The sequence below is a fragment of the Marinobacter sp. DS40M6 genome, assembly GCF_028581595.1.
Classification (GTDB): domain Bacteria; phylum Pseudomonadota; class Gammaproteobacteria; order Pseudomonadales; family Oleiphilaceae; genus Marinobacter; species Marinobacter salarius.
Genome location: NZ_JAFCAE010000008.1, coordinates 179,101 through 197,598, shown reverse-complemented (window position 1 = coordinate 197,598; position 18,498 = coordinate 179,101). Strand labels below are relative to the sequence as shown.

General features: G+C 55.2%; 16 protein-coding genes. 11 read left to right on the top strand and 5 right to left on the bottom strand.

Translation table 11 applies throughout. The features are described 5' to 3' along the window. Window positions 1-84: 84 nt before the first annotated feature. Window positions 85-921 carry an outer membrane protein assembly factor BamD gene (locus JJO78_RS18755; protein WP_041336829.1) on the top strand — a complete coding sequence of 279 codons (837 nt, stop codon included), beginning with the start codon at window positions 85-87 and terminating at the stop codon, window positions 919-921. Window positions 922-965: 44 nt separating this feature from the next. Here JJO78_RS18755 and JJO78_RS18750 read toward each other — a convergent pair whose 3' ends face one another. Continuing rightward, window positions 966-2,618, bottom strand: a complete 1,653-nt coding sequence (locus tag JJO78_RS18750; RefSeq protein WP_151981395.1) for an NAD+ synthase — start codon at window positions 2,616-2,618, stop codon at window positions 966-968. 85 nt (window positions 2,619-2,703) lie between these two features. On the opposite strand from JJO78_RS18750, the gene JJO78_RS18745 reads away from it, so the two are divergent. The 10 genes from JJO78_RS18745 to JJO78_RS18700 all read left to right on the top strand — a co-directional run bounded on the left by JJO78_RS18745 (window position 2,704) and on the right by JJO78_RS18700 (window position 13,638). Further along, window positions 2,704-4,350: a sensor histidine kinase gene (locus tag JJO78_RS18745; protein ID WP_151981397.1), complete on the top strand. Its 1,647-nt coding sequence runs from the start codon at window positions 2,704-2,706 to the stop codon at window positions 4,348-4,350. 53 nt (window positions 4,351-4,403) lie between these two features. Then, window positions 4,404-5,792, top strand: coding sequence for a sigma-54-dependent transcriptional regulator (locus JJO78_RS18740; RefSeq protein ID WP_151981399.1), 1,389 nt, complete (start codon window positions 4,404-4,406; stop codon window positions 5,790-5,792). Window positions 5,793-5,913: 121 nt separating this feature from the next. Then, window positions 5,914-6,486 carry a GspH/FimT family pseudopilin gene (locus JJO78_RS18735; RefSeq protein WP_041335410.1) on the top strand — a complete coding sequence of 191 codons (573 nt, stop codon included), beginning with the start codon at window positions 5,914-5,916 and terminating at the stop codon, window positions 6,484-6,486. A gap of 156 nt (window positions 6,487-6,642) precedes the next feature. Continuing rightward, window positions 6,643-7,128, top strand: coding sequence for a GspH/FimT family pseudopilin (locus JJO78_RS18730; RefSeq protein ID WP_052479561.1), 486 nt, complete (start codon window positions 6,643-6,645; stop codon window positions 7,126-7,128). Between the two features lie 8 nt (window positions 7,129-7,136). Continuing rightward, window positions 7,137-7,619, top strand: coding sequence for a type IV pilus modification protein PilV (gene pilV, locus JJO78_RS18725; RefSeq protein WP_052479560.1), 483 nt, complete (start codon window positions 7,137-7,139; stop codon window positions 7,617-7,619). A 2-nt stretch (window positions 7,620-7,621) separates the two neighbouring features. Continuing rightward, on the top strand, window positions 7,622-8,749 hold the full coding sequence (locus tag JJO78_RS18720) for a PilW family protein (protein WP_041335408.1): 1,128 nt from the start codon (window positions 7,622-7,624) through the stop codon (window positions 8,747-8,749). Further along, window positions 8,749-9,264: a pilus assembly PilX family protein gene (locus JJO78_RS18715; RefSeq protein ID WP_052479559.1), complete on the top strand. Its 516-nt coding sequence runs from the start codon at window positions 8,749-8,751 to the stop codon at window positions 9,262-9,264. The genes JJO78_RS18720 and JJO78_RS18715 overlap by 1 nt, the downstream gene beginning before the upstream one ends. Window positions 9,265-9,338: 74 nt before the next feature. Continuing rightward, window positions 9,339-12,746, top strand: coding sequence for a pilus assembly protein (locus tag JJO78_RS18710; protein ID WP_151981401.1), 3,408 nt, complete (start codon window positions 9,339-9,341; stop codon window positions 12,744-12,746). 60 nt (window positions 12,747-12,806) lie between these two features. Further along, a complete protein-coding gene (locus JJO78_RS18705) occupies window positions 12,807-13,184 on the top strand; it encodes a hypothetical protein (RefSeq protein ID WP_091643419.1) in 378 nt (125 codons plus the stop codon). A gap of 46 nt (window positions 13,185-13,230) precedes the next feature. After that, window positions 13,231-13,638 carry a type IV pilin protein gene (locus JJO78_RS18700; RefSeq protein ID WP_041336820.1) on the top strand — a complete coding sequence of 136 codons (408 nt, stop codon included), beginning with the start codon at window positions 13,231-13,233 and terminating at the stop codon, window positions 13,636-13,638. Between the two features lie 30 nt (window positions 13,639-13,668). Here the strand turns inward: JJO78_RS18700 and ispH are convergent, their stop codons facing one another. From ispH to ileS, 4 genes are read right to left on the bottom strand one after another with little or no spacing between them, the layout of a single operon-like run. Continuing rightward, window positions 13,669-14,619, bottom strand: a complete 951-nt coding sequence (gene ispH, locus JJO78_RS18695; RefSeq protein WP_041335403.1) for a 4-hydroxy-3-methylbut-2-enyl diphosphate reductase — start codon at window positions 14,617-14,619, stop codon at window positions 13,669-13,671. 59 nt (window positions 14,620-14,678) lie between these two features. Continuing rightward, a complete protein-coding gene (gene fkpB / locus JJO78_RS18690) occupies window positions 14,679-15,131 on the bottom strand; it encodes an FKBP-type peptidyl-prolyl cis-trans isomerase (RefSeq protein ID WP_091643424.1) in 453 nt (150 codons plus the stop codon). Then, window positions 15,131-15,649, bottom strand: coding sequence for a signal peptidase II (gene lspA, locus JJO78_RS18685; protein ID WP_087148989.1), 519 nt, complete (start codon window positions 15,647-15,649; stop codon window positions 15,131-15,133). Before lspA ends, fkpB begins: the two co-directional genes overlap by 1 nt. 25 nt (window positions 15,650-15,674) lie before the next feature. Further along, window positions 15,675-18,494 (bottom strand): isoleucine--tRNA ligase, encoded by a 2,820-nt coding sequence (gene ileS, locus JJO78_RS18680; RefSeq protein ID WP_151981405.1) that lies wholly within the window; start codon window positions 18,492-18,494, stop codon window positions 15,675-15,677. Between the last annotated feature and the right edge of the window lie 4 nt (window positions 18,495-18,498).

Below are 18,498 nucleotides of genomic sequence, written 5' to 3'. Positions count from 1 at the left end.
CACGGCGCGTGCCACTGCACATGTGAACGGATCCCCGTTACAATGGCCGACGTTTCGAATTTTGCCATTATACGGGATTCCGGCATGAGATCAGTTGTCCGATTACTGCTAGTCACCACCGCAGCGCTATTCATCAGTGCCTGCGCATCGAACGATAAGCAGGAAGAAGTGCTGCCGGAACAAACCTATTACGAAAATGCCCGCGATGCGATGAACTCGGGCAACTTCAACGAAGCCGAGCAGAACCTCGACTATCTGGAAACCTACTACCCATTTGGCCGCTATGCGGAACAGGCCCAATTGGACCTCATTTATGCCCGCTATCAGAATCTTGACCTGGAAGGGGCCCGCGCGGCGGCAGACCGTTTTCTCAGACTGAATCCACAGAGCGATCACGCCGACTATGCGCTCTATATGCGAGGCCTGGCATCCTATAATCTGGATATTGGCCTGGCTGCCCGCTACTTCCCGGTGGACGTTTCGGCAAGAGACCCCGGCGAACAGCGCCAGGCGTTCCGGGACTTTTCCGAGCTGCTGAACCGCTACCCCTCCAGCGAATACGCTCCAGATGCCCGCCAGCGCATGATTGCGATCCGCAACCGCCTGGCTGAACTGGAACTTTACGCGGCACGATATTACATCAGCCGTGAAGCTTACATCGCGGCGAACAACCGAGCTCGATACATTATCGAAAATTATTCAACGACGCCGTCCGTCGAAGAAGCCTTGATCATCCTGGCGGAAACGTTCCGCTTCATGGATCTGAAAAAAGGAGCAACGGATGCCGTGGCGATGCTGAAAGAGAACTTCCCGGACAGCGCCGCCTTCAATGAGAACGGAGAGTTCCAGCCAGACATACTCAAACGCGAGGACCGCTCCCTGTCTAGCGTGGTCACCTTCGGCTTGATGGGCGACGAATAACATTTGGCAGGGCTGCCCGAGCAATCAGGCAGCCCTACCGCAATCTACTTTCCACTTTTCCAGCCATTGGTAATCGGGTAACGCCGATCCTTACCAAACCCCCTTTCGGTAATTCTCACGCCTATCGGCGCCTGCCTGCGCTTATATTCGTTAATATCCACCAGCCGCACCACGCGATCGACATCCGCCCTGTCGAACCCCTGAGCCACAATGGCATCGGCACTGAGATCCCGCTCCACGTAGAGATTGAGGATCTGATCAAGAACGTCGTATCCCGGCAGGCTATCCTCGTCTTTCTGATCCGGTGCCAGCTCTGCCGACGGCGGACGGGTAATGACCCGTTCCGGAATCACCTGCGAAACACTGTTGCGATACCAGGCGAGGCGAAAAACCAGGGTTTTGGGAACGTCCTTGAGCACATCAAAGCCGCCGGCCATATCCCCGTACAGGGTCGAGTAGCCCACCGCCATTTCACTTTTGTTGCCAGTCGTCAGCACCAGCGAACCGAACTTGTTGGACAGAGACATCAACAGAACGCCCCGCAGCCGGGCCTGCAGATTCTCCTCGGTGGTGTCAGGTTGCGTGCCCTCAAACGGGGCCTCCAATGTTTTCATAAAGGCATCGTACATCGGCTCAATGGAGAACACGTCGTATTGAACGCCCAGGGCCACGGCCTCGGCTTCCGCGTCTTCAATACTCATACCCGAGGTATAGCGAAAAGGCATCATCACCGCGCGTACCCGGTCGGCCCCCAGGGCATCCGCCGCAACAGCCAGAGTCACCGCTGAATCGATACCGCCGGAGAGCCCCAGAACAACGGATTTAAAACCATTCTTGTTGACGTAGTCCCGCACTCCCAGGACCAGGGCCTTGTAGACATTTTCCTCCAGCGACGGTTCGGCAACGGCAGGCTGCGGGATTGGCTGGCAATGATGCTCACAGACGAAGTCCACCGGATAGAGCCCTTCGCTGAACTGTGGTGCTTCGGCTGCAAGCACCCCGGAATGGTCGTAAACCACAGAGCCACCATCAAAGACCAGTTCGTCCTGCCCGCCAATCAGATTGACGTAGACAATACCCACCCGATTCTCAAAAGCCTTGCGTTCTACCAGAGCCTTTCGCCGCACCTGCTTGTCAATATCGTAGGGTGATGCATTGAGGTTGACGACCAGTCTGGCGCCTGCCGCGGCAGCGTCTTCCACCGGCCCCTCGCTCCAAATGTCCTCACAGATGGTAATGCCCACTGGCACCCCTTTGATATCCATGACCAGAGTATCCACGCCATTGGCAAAATAGCGCTTCTCGTCGAAAACCTGATAATTGGGAGGAAACCGCTTGAAGTAGCGACCGGTTATATTTCCCTGCTCAATGGCGACCGCAGCGTTGTAAAGTAGAGCGCCCTCCCGTATCGGAGCCCCCACGATGATGGCGGGGCCCAGATGCTCCCCGCGCAAGGTTTCCAGCGCGTCTGCAACGCGCACATCCATACTGGGCCTTAATAAAAGGTCTTCCGGTGGGTAACCGGTAAGACACAATTCCGGGAACACAACCAGATCCGCCTGATGCTCCTGTTCCGCGCGTCGGGTCGCCTCAATCACCTTTTGGGTATTGCCAGGGATATCACCCACCAGAAAATCGAGTTGGGCCATCACTACCCGAAGTTTTCCGGGCCCCTGACCATCCTTTTGCACGGACATAACGCAGCTCCTGTAACTCATTGCCATTAAAAGGCTATTATAACCCCGCAAGACATCAGAATTCTCGCGGGATATCCACTGGACGATGGCGCAACCAACCACTCCTGATCAGCAGCCCATTACCGATACACCACCCTCAAACCAGAGGGGCCGGCTGTTTCGGGTCTATAACCACTACCGTGTAGTCGTCAGCGTTATACTGGTGGCGTTGCTATTTGTAGACCCTATAAACTTCGACTCCCGCTTCCGGGCAATGGATTATTACCAGGCCGGGGTGGTCTGCTATCTCGCCATCAATGGCTTCATTGCCCTGACAATGCTGGCAGGGTTTCAGCCCAGAAGCCGCCATATCACAGTATCCATATTGATGGACATCCTGCTCCTGCATGGACTCCTGATTGCCAGCACCGGCATTACCAATGGCCTGGCGAATCTGGTTATCGTTTCCGTGGCTGCAGGCAACATACTTACCCCTACCAGGATCGGCACCTTCTACGCGGCGCTGGGTGCTATCTGTTCTCTGGGCATCTCGGCCTGGTCCGTGCTGGTGTTTGATGACTCCGCCGATGAAATTGTTCGCGCTGGCTCCCTGGGCATTCTTTATTTTGCCGCAGCGTTTATCCTCCAATACATATCGCGGCGCATGCTGCGAAGCGAAGCGCTTGCCAGTTCCCGAGCCCGCAGCATTGCCGAACTGGAGCAGATCAATCGCCAGATTATCCAGCGCATGAGAACCGGCATACTTGTTCTCGACCGGTTCGGGCGAATCCGCCTGGCTAATGCTGCTGCGGAAGAATTGTTGTTTGGCGCTGCCACCGAGGACTCGAAACTACCAAGCCGGGGACGAAATCTGCCACGGCCGCTCCGAAGAGGCCTCGATGCCTGGCTGAAAGACCCTGCCCGCAGAACAGAACCTTTCCAGGCTACACAAACCTCGCCCGTGGTACAGGCCAATTTCACTCAGCTCGATCAGCAGCGCGGCGACCAAATCCTGGTATTTATCGATGACATGAGCAGGGTGACGCAACAGGCCCAGCAAATGAAGCTGGCGTCCCTGGGGCGGCTGACCGCAGGTATTGCCCATGAAATTCGGAACCCGCTGGGGGCCATCAGCCACGCGTCCCAATTGATGAACGAATCCCCCAACCTGGATGAGGGGGATCGCAAAATGCTGGACATCATCGAACGGCATTCCCGACGGGTTAACGGCATCATCGAAAATGTGCTTGACCTGTCGAGACGACGCGCTGCCGACACCGACCTCATTGACGTCGACAAATGGTTATCCGCGTTCCGCGACGATTACCTGCAAACCCAGAGTAACGAACACCAGAAATCCGACGAGATTCTGCTTCGCACCGAACGCAACCTACCCCTGGCGCGCTTTGATGTCAGCCAGATTGAACAGGTGATGGTCAACCTCTGTGACAATGGCCTCCGGTATAGTAAACAGGCGACCGGCGAACGGCGCATAGAACTGTATGCAGGTGTGACCGCCGATGGCGAGCGCGCCTACGTGGATGTTCGCGACTTCGGCCCGGGCATCGCTCCGGAGCACCGCGTGTCTGTTTTTGAACCTTTTTTCACAACCGACAAGAGTGGGACGGGACTCGGCCTTTATCTGGCTCGAGAACTGTGCGAGGCTAATCAGGCGCACCTGTCCCTGGTAGAGGACAACCAGCCCGGCTGTTGTTTCCGCATTACATTCGCCCACCATGGACGGATGATCTAACAAATCCGGAAGCCCGGTAGTCTGAATAACGACATGGAACCGATAACAATCCAATGACCACTCATACCGCCCTGATCGTAGACGACGAACCCGACATCCGGGACCTTCTGGAAATCACACTCAGCCGTATGGGAATAACAACCCTGACCGCGCCAGACATCACCTGCGCGAAGAAGCTTCTGGGTGAACACAAACCACAACTCTGCCTGACAGACATGAACCTGCCCGATGGCAACGGCATCGAGCTTGTGCACTGGATACAGCAGAATACGCCCTGTACCCCTGTGGCTGTAATCACGGCCTACGGCAACATGGATACGGCCATTGAATCCCTGAAGGCCGGTGCCTTCGATTTTGTGTCCAAGCCGGTTGAGCTTCCGCGGCTTCGGGAGTTGGTCAACAGTGCTCTCCGGTTGTCGGAGGCCGAAGCCAACACTCAGGACACTGACGATGAACCGGGTCTGTTACTCGGCAAATCAACAGAAATTCAAAAACTCCGAAGCCAAACTCGGAAACTGGCCAGGAGCCAGGCACCTGTTTTCATCAGCGGGGAATCGGGTAGCGGTAAAGAACTGGTCGCAAGAATGATTCATTTGCAGGGTCCTCGCCGCGACGGTCCCTTTATAGCTGTCAACTGTGGAGCCATCCCCTCTGAACTGATGGAGAGTGAATTTTTTGGGCACAAAAAGGGCAGCTTTACCGGGGCCGTTGAAAACAAAGACGGCCTGTTTCGATCTGCCAACGGTGGCACTTTGTTTCTGGACGAAGTTGCTGACCTGCCTCTGGCAATGCAGGTAAAACTCCTGAGGGCAATTCAGGAAAAGGCTGTCCGCCCGGTTGGCGATACCAAGGAAGTTCCGGTGGATATCCGGGTACTCAGCGCGACCCATAAGAACCTTCCAGATCTGGTTCAGGAAGGCATTTTTCGGCAAGACCTTTTCTACCGGATCAACGTCATTGAACTGGCTGTGCCTCCTCTGCGGGAACGACCAGACGACATTTCCTTGCTTGCTCGCCACATTCTCGAAAGAATCGGTAAAGAATATGAATGCGAACCCGCCTCGCTAACCCAGGGCGCCATCGGGCGGCTCAAACAGTACGATTTCCCGGGCAACGTAAGGGAACTCGAAAATGTTCTGGAGCGCGCCTTTACGCTTTGCGATGCCGATCAAATTGATGCCGGCGATCTGCACCTGGGAAATGGTGTACAGACGGCGTCGTCCCCCACCCAGGTTATCGCGGAAGGCGAGGCCAACGATGACGAGACTGCCCCGGTGCCCGATGGCGAGATTGACCTGGAAAACTACCTGGAGAACATAGAGAGACAAGCCATCGAGAAGGCTCTGGAAGCCACCCGATGGAATAAAACGGCGGCCGCTAAGCGTCTGGGAATCAGCTTTCGAGCGCTTCGGTACCGCCTCAAGAAGCTGGGAATGGAGTGAACGGTATCTCAGAATTCTCTCGTCGGTAACCACCGTTCATTGATATACGGTAGAATTCATGTCGCTTTTCTACAGGATGTAAAAAAGCGCCCAGACCAAGCCACCAACATGGATGTTGACTATGCGATACCCTGCCCGAACCAGGGGCTTCACCCTGGTTGAACTTATTCTCACGCTCGCGCTGGTCGCAATGCTCGCCGGAATTGCCAGCACCTCCTGGACTCGGCTTATCTCCTCAACGCGCCACACCGATGTGATCAACGACACTCGCCGGATGTTTGCCGTCGCACGATCCTACGCCGTCCACCAGAAAACCCTGACCACCGTGTGCCCGCTGTCTCCCGCGCTGAGGTGTACCGATGACTGGAATAACGCCGTCTCCGTCTTTCCAGACAGAAACAACGACAAGCGACCGGATGCGGGAAAAGTCCACCGGGTGTTCACGCTCACGAGGGGGCAGTCCAGCCTCTATTCCCGAACAGCCGGAAGAGGCTACTTCCAGCTATCTGCCAAAGGTATGAGTCACGGCACCATGGGAAGCCTTGTCGCGTGTTCTGCATCAACCAACGGAAGATTTGACATGAGTTACCTGGCCCTCAATATTGGCGGCCGCATTCGGACACTCCATGACGAAGACGGGGATGGGGAAATCAGACTTCCCTGGGGAACGACCATCACCTGCCCTGGCCCATGAACAAAGGCCCGATGGTCGCCCCCAGAGTGTGACCGAAACCTCATCTTCAGCCGCCGAATACCGCCCATACCGGATGTTCGACCGTTCATCGAATAGGCGATGCATATCTATGGCGCCTTTGGTTTACTAACCTGAGGCTTACCAACGGAATTTGGCATGTTGAAGAGAACCGCAGGTTTCACGCTCATAGAACTACTCATCACGATGGTCATTCTCGCGATCATTGCGACTGTTGCGCTCCCCGGCTTTGGCAGGCTGATAGAAAGCAATCGGCTGGTAACCGGCACGAACTTGCTGGTGTCATCCATTAAACTTGCAAGAACAGAAGCCATCAAACGCGGCACAAACGTCACGTTCAGTACCGATGGTGGACTGGGGGGCGGTTGGTGTGTGCACGAAGGCGATGACGCCGGGGACTGCACCAATGACCAGATTCGCGGGTTCGAGTCACCTGGTAATCTTACCTTTACTGAAAGCGTAGGCGATCTGGTGTTTGATCGGCGCGGGTTTCTTGTTCCACAAACTGCTCAAACCTTTACCGTCGCTCCGGTCGGCTGTACCAGTGGTGACATATCCTTCCGAAGGATCCGGGTAAGCCCGGTTGGACGAACCGAAGTAGATGACGGAGAAGTATGCCCGTGACTCCAACTATGACTCAGACCTCTAAGCACCGCTCCGGCCTGGCTTCCCCGAGACACCAGTCCGGTCTTGGCATGATTGAGATACTCATTACAGTCTTGGTCCTTGCCATCGGCATACTGGGCGTTGCTTCAACACAGGTCGTTTCCCTGCAAATGAACTCTCAGTCCCAGAGCCGGAGCCAAGCGGTCCTGCTCGCGGAAGACCTGCTGGACCGAATTCGTGCGAATTCCGACAACCCCGGTGACTATGCCCTGGCTCAGGACGACGCGCAGGGCGCTGATGGTGGTGATTGCGCCACGTCTTTCGTACCGGCAAATGCAACCGTTGCAGCCAACGACATTGCCGCCTGGGAAAACAGCCTCGCCTGTCTTCTTCCAGAAGCTGAGCGTACCGTTGCAGTCGATCCCTTAACCAACGTGGTTACAGTCACCATAGACTGGAACCAGAACGACCAGGCCATGAACCCTGTAGTAGTGAGGACTCAGATTTGATCATGTCAAAGTTCCGCGCTCCCTCTGCCCCCGATACTCGTCCTGGGGCCAGCCAATCAGGCCTGTCGCTGGTTGAGCTGCTGATTGCAACAGCTCTCGGCCTCATTCTTACCCTTGGAGTAATCCAAATTTATCTGAGCGGTAATGAAACCTATCGTCAGACGCAGGGCCTTGCCCACGCGCAGGAAAGCACCCGATTTGTTTCCGCCGTCCTGACACCGGATTTCCGTTCAGCGGGCAGTTTCGGATGCCTCGCGGAAATGGGCAGGCCGCTTGACCAGGTTGTCGACAACCGCCTAAATGGCGGCCTAGTAGTGCCACTGGACCAGGCACTCCAGGGATGGGAGTATACGGGAACCGGCCCAGGCGATAGCGTCACGCTGGCAAACGCCATGGCAACGCCCGGCGCCGGTAATTGGGCTTCGGGTACCGCAGGTGCAAACCTGCCTGCTGACCTTGCCGGCTCAGTGATCACCAACTCTGATGTCATTATTGTCAACGCCCTGACCTCTCTTGGTGTGCCCGTAAACTCTGCTAACCCCCAGAATGGTAACAGCATTAACTTGGCAGACAATTCTGGAGTGGAGGCCGAATCAGTTGTTCTAGCAACCCGTGGCGACTGCTCCGAAGGCGAAATGTTCCAGAAGAGCAACAACGCTAATTCCAGCTCCGTTACTATGGCCGGTGGCAATGTCAACCCGGGGAACAACGGCAATAACTTCAACCTGAATTACGACCCTCAGACCAGAGTCTACCAGTTTACGTCAATGGCTTATTACATTGGCCAGGGCACCAACGGCGAACCCGCCCTGTTCAGGCGCATGATGACACCTCTCCAGCCCCCCCAAGAACTGGTCTCCGGCGTTGAAACACTGCAAATCCTCTATGGCGAAGATACCGGTGGAACCAGCGCTGCAGATGATTATGTCCCCGCCGACGAGGTGGTCGACTGGAACACCATCGTGAGCGTTCGATTCTCGGTCATGACCCGCAGCCAGGACGAAGTTCTGGAAGAAGAGAACAATCGCAATTTTGACATGCTTGGCAGTGAAGTCTCCCAGGCAAACAACGGAGACCGACGTGTACGACTCATCTCCGTCAGCACCACCGCACTCAGGGGGAGAATGTAATGAAAGCGACCCGGAATCGAGTGAGACAGTCCATGGATAGCGTTAGCCCCCTCAATATGCGCCAGCGCGGGGCGACGTTGATTGTCGCGCTTGTCATGCTGCTGCTGATCTCCCTGCTAGCCATCGGGGGTATGCAGGGATCCGTAATGCAGGAGCGAATGGCGAGCAACGCTCACGACAGCGCAATTTCGTTTCAGGCTTCAGAAGCTGCATTACGACAAAGTGAAAACGATATCCTGAATACCCCAGGTACCCGTGTGACAGCCTTTAGCGAGGCAATGCTCGACAGTCCGTGGGAGTGGGATGGCAACAACCCTGCCCGGTCCGGCACAGGGGTCGCCGGCCCGGATGTAAGCGCACAGCCCGCCTACCACCTTGCGCGCCTTGCGGATGTGTGCCCGATCGAACCCGGACAACCCTGCTTCGAACGCTACCTGGCAACGTCAAGAGCCCAGGGTGGAAGTGACGAAGCGGTTACCGTTTTACAATCTACGGTTTTGTTACCACCAGAGTAAACGTCGGCTTGTGTTGAACTTCGCCGTCTGACAAACATCACAATGAATTGCTGACTCCAACTGGAGAGTTTGCCATGAAAACGCTCAAGAAAGCATCGCACAAGCGCTCAAGTTACTCAAAACTGGGCATTTTTAGTGCCAGCCTTTTGTTCTCAATCTGCACCATGCAATCCGCCATGGCACAGGTCAACCTGGCTCAGGTACCACTGTTTCTGAAGGAATCAGTCGATTCAAACCTGGTGTTTGTGTATGACGACTCAGGGTCCATGGCGTGGCGTTACATGCCAGACAACCTCAGTGGTAATAGCGGCAATCGATACTACTACTCCAGTCGGGTAAACAAGGTCTATTACGACCCGACAATAACCTATCAGCCTCCTTTCAAACCGGATGGCAGCTCTCGTTATCCAAATTCGAGTTACACCAACGCCTGGGTAAACGGATTTGATCAATCCGATGGGGCCGATGATCTGAGTGAATATATTCGCTTCGACAGCATCGGTAGCATTGAGGAAGGCTTTTACATGCAGTTCAACTCGTCCACGAGTTGCGATAATAATCCCCGACAAGACGACTGTTATACCCCCATTTTGCTGAACAATGCCTCCGCCGACATCAAACAAAACTATGCAAACTGGTTTTCCTATTACAGCACGCGGACCTTGGCGGCCAAATCGGGTATTACGGAAGCCTTCTTTGATCTTCCAGACAATATCCGGGTTGGCTATGGCGCTATTAACGTCAACAACAACACTATTGATGGCGTAAACGACACAGATACCCTTGTCAGTGGAGTGCGTCCATACACAGCCGCTCGCCGCCAGCAATTTCTAACCTGGCTTCACAACAAGAGTGTAAACGGTGGCACCCCACTGAGAACGGCGCTCAGGGATGTCGGCAAGTACTATTCCCGCACGGACAATCAGGGCCCATGGGGAGAAACTCCTGGTACCAATGACAGTACCGCACACATTGAATGTCGCCAAAGCTTCTCCCTTATTATGACCGACGGTATCTGGAACGGAAGCAGCCCCTCTGTCGGAAATGTCGACAATACGCCGGGACCGTCCTACACCAATCCGGACCCCGATGGCTCCGATTTCAACTACACAGCCGTGTCGCCATTTACCGACGGGCATTCCAACACTCTGGCGGATGTTGCGATGCAGTACTGGAAAAACGATCTGCGCACAGACCTCGGTAACAAGGTCCCCGTCACATCGACCGACCCGGCATTCTGGCAGCACATGACAACCTTCACGATCGGGCTAGGCGTCACAGGCGACATCAAGGAGGCCGATGCACTTGCTGCACTCGACCCAGACAGCGGAATCAACATTAACTGGCCTGAACCCGGTTCAGATCGGAGCCCTCAGAATATCGATGACTTGCTCCATGCCGCTATCAATGGCCGCGGAGGCTACGCGAGCGCACAGAACCCGAAGGAGTTCGCCGACGAAATCAAGAATTTCCTTGGTGATGTAATTGCTCGCTCACAGACATCTGCCTCATCCGCAGCTGTCAGTTCAGCAGTCTTGCGCGCTGACTCGCTGGGCTTCTTTGCGGGCTTCCGCAGTGAAGATTGGTCCGGCACTTTGTCAGGGTTCAGCTTCGACCAGGGCAAACAGCTCTGGGATGCCGAAGAAATTCTGAGACAGACGCTCCCGACAGACCGGAAATTGATCACCCACAATGGAAGTAGCGGCGTTGACCTGGAATTCGCATCGGCCAGCTCTCTTTCTAACCTCTCGGCTGCTCAACGCGATGCGCTGAATGCCGATCCAACACTGAACGCCACTCAAGATAACCTTGGCCATAATCGACTGGCCTGGCTTCATGGCGACAATGACGCTCACGCAACTCTCCGAAGCCGGCAGGGCACTGACGCTGGAGGTAATACTGTGCTTAGGCTTCTGGGTGATGTGATCAACGCGAACCCCCAGTTCGTCGGTAAAACCAACTACGGCTTTGCTCGCCTTGGCGGTACCGAAGGTAGTAAATACGGTACGTTCCGATCTACGTCCACGTACCAGAACCGGATCGATGCTCTGTATGTGCCTGCCAACGACGGCATATTGCACGCCTTTGATGGCGAAACCGGTAAAGAGCTCTTCGGCTATATTCCATCAGAACTGCTGCTCCCCTCGGGCTCGAATACATATGCGCGCATTTCAGAGCTGATGAAGCCCAACTACAACCACAAATACTTCATGGATGGCACACCACGAGTACAGGATGCCTATATTGATAAGGACGGAAACGGTTCCGCCGAGTGGCGAACTGTGCTTTTGGGAACTATGGGCAAAGGCGGCAAAACAGTATTTGCGCTTGATATAACCGAACCAGGATCATTCTCTCCAGCAGATGATGTGTTGTGGGAGTTCCAACATCCGAATCTCGGATACGGCGTTACCGATCCGCAGATTTCCCGCCTCGACGATGGAACCTGGGTAGCCATTTTTGGAAATGGCTACAACGGGGCCAGCGGTCAATCCAGTCTGTTTGTTGTTGACCTGGAAACCGGCAACCTCGTCAAAGAACTCCAAACCGGAGCCGGTAGCGCTGCGAACTCAAACGGCCTTGCCTCCGCTACCATCACCAGTTTTCCGGAGACAGATGCCATCACCCGTTATGCCTACGCTGGCGATCTGTTAGGCAATCTTTGGCGATTCGACCTTACCGGGGGCGCTAACGGGTGGGATGCAACCAAAGTATTCACCGCTAAGAGCCCAGCGGGTAACAGCCAACCAATCACTGTTGCGCCCCGGGTCGCACTCAACCCCAACAACAATGACGAACTCGTAGCGGCGTTCGGTACCGGTAGCTTCCTGCGAAACGGCGACGAAGGTGACTACGATGTCCAGACACTGTATGCCATAAAAGACGACCTGACTGCGTCAGGGCTCGAACGAGATGATCTGGTGCAACAGACCATCACCAGACAGGAAGATGTCGTTGTGAATAGGGCGTCAGGGAACGGTACCAACAGCTTTACTGTTCGGGAAACCTCTAGCAACCAGTCGACAAATCAGCAAGGCTGGTACCTGGACCTTGCCTACAACTCAAACAAACAGGGAGAGCGAGTTATCAGCCGGGCTACCTTCCCGTTTGGTGTAAACCCGGATCGGGTTCGATTCACTACCGTCATCCCTGATGATGACCCCTGCGGAAGTGGACGTACCGGGTTTATTATGGATCTCAAACTGACAACCGGCGTTCCTTCTGAGACCCCCGTCTTCGACCTGAACAGCGATGGTACCTTCAACGCGGGTGATATCGTAGGCGGCTATGCTCCAAGCGGCATTCAGGTGGGTTACGGCGGTGAAAACCGTACAATCGCAACCGAAGACGGCGACGCAGAAGTGGTGATACCGGGACTGGATCCCAATAAACTCTCACCGGGAGATCCCTGTGAAGACGGACTCTGCGCCCGGTCTCTTGACTCAAGCATTGGACGACAGACTTGGGAGCAGCTTCGTTAAGAAGCTGCCTCACACCTAGAACAGTGTTCCTATCTTTTATTTGAGTAGCAGGAAAAGACTATGATTACTCGCTTACTACCGTTTCAATTACACAGAGTTCTTGTCATCGCCGTATTCGCTCTTACAGCTATTACAAGTGGATTTCTGGCATCATCCGCTCAAGCGGATGATGAGGTTGTCGACGGCAATCCTATGTCCCTCAGAACCGTGTCTTTTGAGGGAACGGTGAATTCTGTCCATCCCGACTCTTTCATACTGATTGTTGATGATAATTCGTTCGTGCTGGAACGTGTCATTACCTTCAACGGTGCCTCATGGTCCCGGGAACAAGTCGTCCAGCGGCTCGTAGAGGGTGATCGTCTCAAGCTGGAGCTCGGAGGCGTCGCAGATCAACAAACTGGTGCTCGTCTGGTACAAAAAGTAGAAGTCCTGAACTGACCAGGCGGGAATGGCGACCACTAGTAAACTAAGAGGGATAACGATTTTGAAGACTCACTCGAACTCAGGTTTTACGTTGATCGAGATGATGATTGCGGTCGCGATCATTGCCATCATCGCAGCAATAGCGCTTCCTCTTTATCAGAGCCAGATGGAGCAAACCCGACGAACAACTGCGCAGGCAGACCTGCTAGAACTCACCCAATGGATGGAGCGTCGATACTCCAACGGTTTTGATTATCGCGATGGGGGTAATAATCCTGTTTTGCCATTCGATCAGTCGCCGCAGAACGGAGACGCGTTCTACGATATCAGCTTTGTGGGGAACGTAGCCCGGAATGCGTTTACCTTGCAGGCAGTTCCAACCGGACCTCAGACAGACGATGATTGTGGAACTCTTACGCTGGATGAACAGGGTAATCGCGGCGCAGACCAGGCAACAGGGTGCTGGTAAACGAATATGACACGAACGATGCCATCACAATCAGACTTCGATGGCATCGATTCGCAATTCTTTAGGCATCGAGAAAACGATATTCTCCTCCCTGCCCTCAATCTCTTCGGGCACCTCGCCGCCAAGCTCCCTTAAACGCGCAATTACCTCATTGACCAGTATTTCCGGGGCAGACGCGCCAGCAGTCACGCCAATGGATTGCTTGCCCTCGAGCCACGTCGGATCTATTTGATTTGATTGGTCTATAAGATAGGCAGGCGTTCCCATGCGCTCGGCCAACTCCCGCAATCGATTGGAATTGGAACTGTTCGGCGAACCCACTACCAGCATTAAGTCACAGTCACCGGCCAACTGCTTCACAGCATCCTGACGGTTCTGCGTGGCGTAGCAGATATCGTTTTTGCGAGGACCCTGAATGTCCGGGAACTTTTCACGCAAGGCATCGATGACTCGGGCGGTGTCGTCCATGGAAAGCGTGGTTTGAGTTACATAAGACAGCCTGGACGGATCTTTCACGACCAGTTCGGCAACGTCTTTCTCGTCTTCCACAAGATAGATATCGCCACCGTTGCCATGGTCATACTGCCCCATGGTGCCTTCCACCTCTGGATGACCATGGTGGCCAATGAGGATGCATTCACGCCCATCGCGACTGTACTTCATCACTTCGAGGTGAACCTTGGTTACCAGAGGACAGGTTGCGTCGAACACCTTCAACCCCCGACGCGCGGCTTCATTCTGCACCGCCTGGGACACACCATGGGCACTGAAGATCACCAGCTTGTCGTCCGGCACCTCTTCCAGCTCATCCACAAAGATAGCGCCGCGGTTGCGCAGATTGTCCACCACAAATTTGTTATGCACCACTTCATGGCGCACGTAAATGGGCGCACCAAAGACATCCAGGGCACGGTTCACTATTTCGATAGCGCGGTCGACACCGGCACAGAAACCACGAGGATTAGCGAGTCGGATTTGCATAGAATTGCCCTGAGATATCAAACAAGTTTGCAGAAGCCTGCGGGAGGACCAAAATGCGTTTAGTGGGCCCGACCAACAGGCTCCACATCAATAATTTCCACTTCAAATGTCAGTGTACGCCCCGCCAGAGGGTGATTAAAGTCCACCTCGACCTGATCCCCTTCCACACGGCTAACGACGCCCGGCAACTCACTTTGACGCGCATCCGCGAATGAGATCATGACCCCCTTTTCAAGCACCATGTCCGCGCTGAACTCACTCCGCTTGAACGTTTGCACGTTACTCGGATTATGCTGCCCAAAGGCCTTTTCAGGAGGTACTTCGAAGCTATTGCGGTCGCCCGCCGTCATACCCATCAGGTAGGCCTCAAAATTTTCCGGCAGGTTCTCGTCACCAATCTCCAGTGTTGCCGGCTCTTTCTCGAAAGTGGAATCAATGATCTCACCGTCACTGAACTTCAACGCAAAATGAAGCGTAACGCGAGTGCCCTGATCTACGGGAAGTTCTTTCATCAGCGATTGTCGCTCCTGTTGTCCGCATCCGGTTCCCGGGGCTTGCGGAATATATCCAGAATCATCATACCGGCACCAATAGTGATGGCCGTATCTGCGATGTTAAAAGCGGGAAAATGGTAGCCGTTCCAGTAAAAATGCAGGAAGTCGACCACGTAGCCATGAACAACGCGGTCGTAAACGTTACCCAGCGCGCCGCCAAGGATTAATACGATGGCAATCGCCGACCAGGTTTCATGGCGCCGCAGGGATTTCAGCCATACAACCAGAACTACGCTGACCACCAGTGCCAGGGAGACAAAAAACCAGCGTTGCCAACCTGCGGCACCGGCCAGAAAGCTAAACGCCGCACCGGTGTTGTGCAGCAAGGTCAGATTGAACAGTGGCATTACCGGTACCGGGTTGCCATAGGTCAGCATGGCCGTAGCCATGGCCTTGCTCCCAAGGTCCAGCACGATAACGAGCACCGCCAGCCAGAGCCAGCGGAGCTTGGAGCCGGTTTCTTCCGTATTGGTCATTACGCTTTCCACAAGGCGACGTCCATCAGGCGAACGAGCGGGACTCGCCCTGCCCTTCCACGTTGGTCACACAACGACCACACAGGTCGCCATACTGCTCACTCTGACCGACATCGGCCCGATGATGCCAGCAGCGTTCACACTTGGCGTGTCCGGCGGGGTTTACTTTTACAAGCAACCCCTCGTGGGACGTCGGCTCCGCGTCGCCGGCGTCAGACACCGGTGCTACCGTGGCTTCCGAAGTAATCAGCACAAAGCGTAACTCTTCACCAAGGTACTGCAGATCCTTGGCAAGGTCGCCTTCGCAGTAGAGAGTCACTTCCGCACTGAGGGAACCTTTGATTTCTCCCCTGCCACGAACCTCTTCCAAGCACTTATTCACCGCTTCTTTAACGCTGTAAATACGGCTCCAGTAATCACGGCCCAGTTCGGCGTCGCCCGGCAGTGCTGTCAGGCCTTCATACCAGGTTTCGTAGAACACGGTATCGCCACGCTTACCGGGCAGGTGCTGCCAGATTTCATCGGCCGTGAAACTCAGGATCGGCGCAATCCAACGCACCAGCGCTTCTGCCACATGGAACAGGGCCGTCTGACAGGAGCGACGCTCGCGGCTGTCGGCCTGAGTGGTGTATTGCCGGTCCTTGATAATATCCAGATAGAACCCGCCCAGGGTGGCCTCGCAGAAGTTGTACACCTTCTGGTAGATGCGCAGGAACGCGTAATTCTGGTAATCCTCATGCAGCTCCGTCTGCAGCTGCAGGGCCTTGTCGACCATCCAGCGGTCCAGCGCGATCATATCCTCTGGCGCAACGGCATGCTGCTCCGGATCGAAACCGGTGAGGTTGCTGAGCAGGAAGCGAGCGGTATTCCGGATACGACGATAACCGTCCGCAGTCTGCTTGAGGATGTCCTTGGAAACCGTCATTTCACCGCTGTAGTCGGTCGCGGACACCCATAGACGCAGGATATCGGCACCCAGCTCGTTCATCACTTCCTGGGGCGCGATCACGTTGCCCAGGGACTTGGACATCTTGCGGCCCTTACCATCGACGGTGAAGCCATGGGTCAGCACCTGCTTATACGGCGCCACGCCATTCATCGCGATGGAGGTTTTCAGGGACGACTGGAACCAGCCACGGTGCTGGTCTGAACCTTCCAGATACATATCTGCCGGGAACTGACCCAGTTCGGTGCGGGGACGCAGCACGGATTCGTGGGTTACTCCGGAATCAAACCATACGTCCAGGGTATCCAACACCTTTTCATACTGGTCGGCATCACTGCCCAGCAGCTTAGTGGTATCGATGTCGTACCAGGCGTCAATACCGCCCTTTTCGATTTCCTTCGCTGCCGCCTCAATCAGATTCTGGGTATCCGGATGCAGTTCCTGCGTTTCCTTGTGGATAAACAATGTGATCGGCACACCCCAGGTACGCTGGCGCGAGATACACCAGTCCGGGGATTGCCTGAACATGGCCTCGATGCGGTTCTGCCCCCAGGCAGGCACCCAGCGCACACCCTTGATGGCTTCCAGGGCGTCGTCACGGAGGTTTTCCTTCTCCATGCTGATAAACCACTGAGGGGTGGCTCGGTAGATCAACGGTGTCTTGGTACGCCAGCAATGGGGGTAGCTGTGGCTGAACTTCTCCGCCCGGACCAACTTGCCCTCGCGTTCCAGAGCTGAACACACAGGGTCATCCGCCTTGTAGACGTGAACGCCAGAAAACTCACCGGCGGCCTGGGTATAGGTGCCATCGGCCTTGACCAGGCTGATGGTATCAATGCCGTAGGCCTTCCCCACTTCAAAGTCTTCCATGCCATGATCGGGGGCCGTGTGGACGGCGCCGGTACCAGCGTCGGTGGACACATGGTCGCCCAGGACCAGCGGCACCTGCTTGTCATACACCGGATGATGCAGATCCAGTTTTTCCAGCGTGGCGCCTGGTACAGTCGCCAGTACCTCATAGTTCTCAACACCCCAACGCGACATGATGCCATCCACCATGTCCGCCGCGAGGATCATACGCTCCCGTCCATGTCCGGCATCGGTCTGTACCAGGGCATATTCCAGCTCAGCGTGCAGTGAAACAGCTTGGTTGGCGGGAATGGTCCAGGGTGTCGTCGTCCAGATAACAACTGACACATCACCCTCGCCCTTGTCGGTACCAAACAGGTCGAGCACGCGCGCCTGGTCTACGACCGTGAACCGCACATCGATCTGTACTGACGTCTTGTCCTGGTACTCAACTTCGGCTTCCGCCAGTGCAGACTGACCGACCACGCTCCAGTACACCGGCTTGAACCCGCGCACCAGATGGCCTTTGGCGACTATTTTGCCCAAAGCACGCACAATGCCCGCCTCGACCTTCGGATCCATGGTCAGGTACGGCTTTTCCCATTCACCCATCACCCCAAGGCGGATGAAATCGGCCTTCTGGCCGGCGATCTGTTTGGTAGCGTAATCACGACAGGCCTGACGGAAGGTCTTGTAATCCACCTTCACACCCGCCTTGCCAATCTCCTGCTCCACCTTGTGCTCAATTGGTAAGCCATGGCAGTCCCAACCCGGCACATAAGGCGCGTCGTAACCCATGAAGCTGCGGGATTTGACGATCATATCCTTGAGGATTTTATTGACCGCATGACCGATATGAATGCTGCCATTGGCGTAAGGAGGGCCATCATGGAGGATGAACTTGTCCCGCCCCTCACGCTGCTTGCGCAGGTTGCCGTATACGTCCAGGTCCTGCCAGCGCTGGAGCATGTCCGGCTCGCGCTTGGCCAGGTTACCGCGCATGGGGAAGGCGGTTTCAGGCAGATTCAGAGTGTGCTTGTAGTCGCTCATGGTA